The organism is Mycobacterium sp. E2497, assembly GCF_001668695.1.
In the GTDB taxonomy this organism is placed as follows: Bacteria; Actinomycetota; Actinomycetes; order Mycobacteriales; family Mycobacteriaceae; genus Mycobacterium.
In genome coordinates this window covers 1-3,113 of record NZ_LZKD01000075.1, presented here as the reverse complement: position 1 = coordinate 3,113, position 3,113 = coordinate 1, and the positions used below count along the sequence as shown (strand labels likewise).

Here is a 3,113-nt window from a genome sequence, read left to right as displayed (position 1 = left end):
GCACGGCAATCAGCCGCAATACCCGATCAGATTCGATGAGCTGGAGGAAAAGGCGGCGGCGGCGATGCCCCCGAAAGTGCTCGGATATGTCGCGGGCGGCGCCGGCGACGAGCACACCCAGCGCGCGAACTGCGAGGCCTTCAAGCGGTGGGGCCTGTATCCGCGCATGGGGATCGCCCCCGAGCAGCGCGACATGTCCATCGAGTTGTTCGGGATGAGGTATCCGTCTCCGATTTTCATGGCGCCCATCGGCGTCATCGGGGTGTGCGACCCGGACGGCCACGGGGACATCGCCTGCGCACGGGCCTCGGTCCGCACGGGCGTCCCGTTCTTCGTGGGGACCCTGACGGCCGACCCGATGGAGGATCTCGCCGAGGAGCTGGGCGATACCCCGGCGTTCTTCCAGCTGTACACGCCGCCCGACCGGAAGATGGCGACCAGCCTGGTGCACCGCGCGGAGGCGGCCGGCTTCAAGGGCATCGCCGTCACGCTGGATACCTGGGTCACCGGCTGGCGGCCCCGCGACCTGAGTGGAGGAAACTACCCGCAGGTGCCCAGCGGGTGCCTGGCCAACTACACCAGCGATCCGGTCTTTCGCGCCGGCTTGAGCCGGGGCGAGGACGCCACCGAGGCCGCGGTGCGCAAGCTGCCGATCTTCGGCGGGCCGTTCCGATGGGAGGACCTGGAGTGGCTGCGGTCGGAGACCGACCTGCCGCTGATGGTCAAGGGCATCTGTCACCCCGACGACGTTCGGCGCGCGAAAGACATTGGCGTGGATGGCATTTACTGCTCCAACCATGGGGGCCGGCAGGCCAACGGCGGCCTGCCCACCCTCGATTGCCTGCCCGGGGTGCTCGAGGCGGCCGAGGGCATGCCGGTGCTGTTCGACTCGGGGGTGCGCAGCGGCGCCGACATCATCAAGGCCCTGGCGATGGGGGCGACCGCGGTGGGCATCGGACGGCCCTACGCCTACGGCCTGGCCCTCGGCGGGGTCGACGGCATCGTGCACGTGCTGCGCTCGCTGCTGGCCGAGGCGGACCTGATCATGGCCGTCGACGGGTATCCCTCGATCAAGGACCTGACGCCGGACGCGTTGCGGCCCACCGGATAAGCGCCGCTACTCGTAGCTGCCCTCGAGGTACCAGCGTCGCTGGCGGTAGCACAGCAGGAACGCCCGCTCGCCCTCCAGCAGGACCTGCGCGCGGGCGGTGCGACCACCCCCTTGACCGCCCCCAGGCCGGTCATCCCACCACCGTTCGTCGACCGGCCACGGCCCGGCCCACCAGTCCAGCCGCTCGTCCCGACCGCGCACCGTCAGCCGCACCGGGTCGGCGGAGAACAGCCCCCGGTTCGTCACCCGCACCGGATTCCCTTGGGCATCAAGCATTTCCACCGGGTCGTCGAGCAACACCGCCGGTGATGGCTCGGGCAGCCGGCCGGGCCACGGCAGCCCCGGGTCGGCCCGCGGGAGGAGTTCGTCGCCCAGCGGGGTCAACGTGATGCGTTCGGCCGGCCCGCGCCCGCCGGACAGCACCGGCACCCGCACCGCCTCCGGGCCGAGCAGGCCCTGCACCCGCACCAGGGCCCGGCGGGCCCGCAACCGGTCCTCTTCACCCAAACCACCCCACAGCGGCAACTGCAGCGCCTCGGCCGACACCACCTCCACCGCCCGCAGCCGCAACCGCGTCACGGCCGCCGTCGGGCGCGGGTTGCGTGCGGTCCGGCTGCTCAACCAGCCGTCCAATTGCCAGCGCACCCGGTCGGCGGTGGCATCCTCGGTCAACGGCTCGGCGCACCGCCACACCCGGTCCAGTTCTTCGCCGTTGGCGGTGACGGCGTGGATGGCCAGCCGGGTGCAGCCCACCCCGGCGGCCATCAGCGTCCGATGCAGCGCGCCGGCCAGCGAGCGCCCGGCGAAGGCCGCGGCGTCGACCCGGTCGATCGGCGGGTCGCAGTCCAGCACTGCCTCCAGCTCCTCGGGCGGCTCCCGCCCGGACGGTCCCCGCTCGGGTTCGCCGCGGGCCATCCGGTGCGCGGTCACCCCGTCGGCGCCGAACCTGGACGCCACGTCGGCGGCCGGCAACGCGGCGAATTGGCCGACGGTGCGAATCCCCAACCGCCACAACAGGTCCGTCAGCTCTTCGCGCCCGGGACCGCACAGGCTGGGCTCGGTGGCGAGTTGGCGGATCGACAGCACCGACAGAAACTTCGCGTCACCGCCCGGCGGGATCACCCGGCCCGCCCGCGCGGCGAAGACCGCGGTGGACAACCGGTCGGCGATCCCGACCTGGCACTCGGCGCCGGACGCGGCCACCGCGTCGATCAGCCGCTCGGCGGCGCCGGCCTCGGAGCCGAAATAACGGGCCGCCCCGCGCACCGGCAGCACCAGGAGCCCGGGCCGCAGCACCTCGGCGCGCGGCACCAGGTCGTCCACCGCCGCGATGACCGCTTCGAAGAAGCGGGCGTCACGGTCCGCGTCGGCGGCGCTGACGTGCAGCTGCGGGCACCGGGCCGCGGCCTCCCGGCGCCGCAGGGCCCGCCGCACCCCCGCCGCGCGGGCGGCCGCCGAGCAGGCGATCACCCGGTTGGCCAGCGTGACCGCCACCGGAGCCGTCGCGGGCAGACCCGCGGCGGCCGCCGCCGCGACCGCGGGCCAGTCCATGCACCAGATAGCCAACACCCGGGATGCCACTTTGAATTCACCCGGCTCGCGCCCGGGCGGTCACCCGTCGTCCCGCACACACCCCGCTGACCTGCAGCCGCACCCGGCCGATCCGGCCGAATCCCGGGCGGCTTCCCGGGATGAACTCGTAGCCGCAGACCCGGGCCTCCAGTCGCGTGGGCGCCCCCTGCCAGTCACCGTCGGTGACCAGCACGGTGCATCCCTTGGTGCGGGCCCGCGCCACCACCGCCCGCGCCCGGGTAGGCGGCACCCGGCGCCCGCCCAGGCCGAGGACAACCAGATCCATGCCGTCGACGAGCACCGCGGCCACCTCCACCGGATCGTTGCCGGGATCCGGTATCACGGCGAGGCGACTGAGGTCCGCACCCATCTCCGCGGCGGCCAGCAGCCCGAGGTCAGGCTGGCCGACGATTGCCGCGTTGCCGCCCGC

General features: G+C 73.4%; 2 protein-coding genes and 1 pseudogene. 1 reads left to right on the top strand and 2 read right to left on the bottom strand.

Features of this window, described 5'->3' with window-relative positions; genetic code table 11:
- A partial coding sequence (locus A5713_RS05850; protein ID WP_068093550.1) for an alpha-hydroxy-acid oxidizing protein occupies positions 1-1,111 on the top strand: 1,111 nt, incomplete at its 5' end.
- Between the two features lie 6 nt (positions 1,112-1,117).
- On the opposite strand, the gene A5713_RS05845 is transcribed toward A5713_RS05850, so the two are convergent.
- Together A5713_RS05845 and A5713_RS05840 are read right to left on the bottom strand one after the other, a co-directional pair.
- The gene (locus A5713_RS05845; protein ID WP_068093548.1) at positions 1,118-2,662 is read right to left on the bottom strand and encodes a DNA polymerase Y family protein; all 1,545 of its coding nucleotides are present in this window, start codon (positions 2,660-2,662) and stop codon (positions 1,118-1,120) included.
- 37 nt (positions 2,663-2,699) lie between these two features.
- A pseudogene (locus tag A5713_RS05840) lies at positions 2,700-3,113 on the bottom strand (hypothetical protein); the annotation flags it as partial.

Coding starts and splice junctions, on each gene's coding strand:
- A5713_RS05845 (WP_068093548.1), bottom strand. CDS start 2,662: ATGGACTGGCCCGCGGTCGCGGCGGCGGCCGCCGCGGGTCTGCCCGCG.